The organism is Pseudomonas sp. 1152_12 (assembly GCF_052850675.1).
In genome coordinates, this window is the sequence record NZ_VXCW01000038.1 from 1 (window position 1) to 3033 (window position 3033).

Genomic DNA, 3033 nt, shown 5'->3' on the forward strand with positions numbered 1-3033 from the left:
TTTGGAACGTCGGACCAGGCTCACCCTGTTGTCCGCTTTTTTTTGCCTGGGTTTTCCCGGCGTGGCACACGCCGCGCCCCCGCAGAACACCCCGGGCATCACCGATCTGATTCGCGACCGCCAGGACCGCCTGCTCGAAGAGCAGCAAAAGCGCCTCGAAGAACTCAAAGACCTGCCCGGCAAATCCGCCGCGCCGGCAGCGCCGACCACGCCCGTGGATACCCGTTGCTTCCCGATCAAAACCATTGAGCTTTCCGGTGCCGACAGCCTGTCCGAAGGTGAGCGCGCCGAGTTGATCAAACCCTATATCGGCCAATGCCTCGGTGTGCCACAGCTCAACGCGGTGCTCAAGGTCATCACTGACCACTACCTCGCAAAGGGCTTGGTGACCAGCCGCGCCTACCTGCCACAACAAGACCTCTCCAGCGGCAACCTCAAGCTCCAAGTGGTCGAAGGCAAGCTCGAAAGTTTGAAAGGCGCCGAAGGCAGCGGCATCACCGACCGCCAGTTGGCGATGAGTTTCCCCGGCAAAACCGGCGAGTTGCTCAACCTGCGCGAAATCGAGCAGATGGTCGACCAACTCAACCGCCTGCCGTCGAACCAGGCGCAGATGGAACTGGCGCCGGGCAAGGCCGTGGGCGGCAGTGATGTGCTGGTCAAAAACACCCCGCAGAAGCCCTGGCGCGTCGGGCTGTCGCGGCACAACGGCGGCCAGCGCAGCACCGGCGAGCAGCAGTGGGGCGCGAGTCTGGATTGGGATAATCCCCTCGGCCTGGCCGACCAACTGTCGCTGCGCGGCGGCCATGATGCGATCAGCGATCACCAGAAAACCTCACGCAATTCGATGCTCAATTACAGCCTGCCGTTCGGCTGGTGGACCCTCACCTACAGCTACAACGAGAGCGAATACCGCTCCCAGGCCCAGGCGAATAATTTCACCTTCAAACAGACCGGCGACAGCCAGAACCACCAGTTGCGCCTGGAGCGCGTCATCCATCGTGACGCCCTGAGTAAAACCTCCCTGAGCACCGGCGTGGCCTACCTGCGCACCAACAACTTCATCGAAGACAGCAAGCTCGCGCTGAGCAGCAACCGCCTCAGCGAAGCCCAGTTTGGCATCAACCACGGTCGCCGGATTGGCAGCTCATTTCTCAACATCGACCTCGGTATGCAAAACGGCATCGGCGCGTTTGACGCTCAGGCCAATCATGACCCCAAACCCGGCCAGGCCGATGCGCGTTATCGCAAATACACCGCCACGGTGAGCTACCTGTACCCGTTCAAGCTGTGGGGCGAGTCGCTCAGCTTCAGCAGCTTGATGACCGGCCAGCACAGTGAAGACGTGCTCTTTAGCCCGCAGCGCATGAGCCTCGGTGGGCAGTCGTCGATTCGCGGCTACAAAGACCAGATGCTCTCCGGCGACAGCGGCGGCTACTGGCGCAACGACTTGCGCTGGAGCCGCCCGGTGACCTGGGCCTGGCTGCAGCCGGTGTTTGCCGAGTACGGCACCAGCCTCGGTTACGACCAGGGCGTGATCAGCCACGGCCGCTACAACGCCGAGCAGCATGGGCGCATGAGCAGTAACTCGCTGGACCTGTTCGCACGCGGCAAGAACGTCGCGGCCACGGTGACCTTTGCTCACTCTTTGGAACGACCGGACGCGATCACGGAACGTGAAGCGCCGATCTATTTCCGCCTGGATTTTTTCCTTTAACGCTACTGCCGCCTTCGGGCTTTGAGACATGACATGGACGTTCGCCAGTTCGCCTTTCTCGCGCGCCAGCCTTCTGCTGCCGTAAAAAGCCGTTCCCACTTCCTTGGGCTGCCTAAACGTGGGTTAGCGTTGATCCTGGCTAACGCCATGTTCTGGCAGCCGTTGCTGGCCCAGGCCGACGGCATTGTGGTGAGCGCGCCGGGCACGGGCCTCGCGCAAGCGGGCAATGGCGTGCCGATCGTCAACATCGCCGCGCCGAACGCGAATGGGCTGTCGCACAACCAATTCCATGACTACAACGTCGGTGCCAACGGCGTCATCCTCAACAACGCCACCGACCGCACCCAGGCCACCCAGCTGGGCGGCATCATCGTTGGCAACCCGAATTTCAGAGGCGCCGCCGCCACTATCATCCTCAATGAAGTCAACGGCGGCAGCCCCAGCCAACTGCGCGGCTATACCGAAGTGGCGGGGCAGTCGGCCCATGTGATCGTCGCCAACCCGTACGGCATCAGTTGCAACGGCTGCGGCTTTATCAATACGCCACAAGCCACGCTCACCACCGGTAAAGCGGTGATCGAAAACGGCCAGATCAGTCGCTACCAAGTCGACCAAGGCAGCGTCGCCATTGAAGGCGCGGGCTTGAACGCGAGCAACGTCGACCAGTTCGAAATCATCACCCGCGCGACCACCATCAACGCGCAGATCCAGGCGAAAAAACTCACCCTCGTCACCGGTCGCAACGACGTCGACGCACGCACCTTGAACGCCACCGCACGCGCGTCGGATGGCAGCCAGGCGCCGGATCTGGCGATTGACTCGTCGGCGCTGGGCGGGATGTATGTGGGCGCGGTCAAGTTGGTTGGCACTGAAGCCGGTGTAGGCGTGCGGCTGTCCGGTGACATGGTCGCAGGCGGCGATATTCAGATTGATGCTGCGGGCAATGTGGTGATGGGGCAGACCTCGGCCGGTACGGCCGTTAACGTCAAGGCTCAGAGCGTTGAAGCCAAAGGCGCGGTCTACGCCGGTACTGATCTGTCGATCAAAACCCAAGGCGCCTTGACCAACCAACACACCCTCGCCGCCCAGAACAGCATCACCCTGGACGCCGCTGGCCGCTTGACCAACAACGGCATTATCGAAGCTGGCGTCAACGCCGATAACAGCCGCAATGCCCAAGGCGATGTGCGCCTGACCGCGCAAAATATCGACAACACCGGCAAGACCGTGATCGCCAGCCGCGACCTCAGCATTAACAGCGGCGAACTGGCCAACCAGCGCGGCACACTCAGCGCCCAACGCGCTGCGCAACTGACCGC

The 3033-nt window shown here is 62.1% G+C and carries 2 protein-coding genes; both read left to right on the forward strand.

Translation table 11 applies throughout. The annotated features are described in order from the left end of the window. Position 1: 1 nt before the first annotated feature. Entirely contained in the window at positions 2-1714 is a 1713-nt protein-coding gene (locus tag FW764_RS27990; protein WP_446436713.1) for a ShlB/FhaC/HecB family hemolysin secretion/activation protein, read from the forward strand. 33 nt (positions 1715-1747) lie between these two features. Continuing rightward, on the forward strand, positions 1748-3033 hold a 1286-nt coding region (locus tag FW764_RS27995; RefSeq protein ID WP_446436714.1), incomplete at its 3' end, for a filamentous hemagglutinin N-terminal domain-containing protein.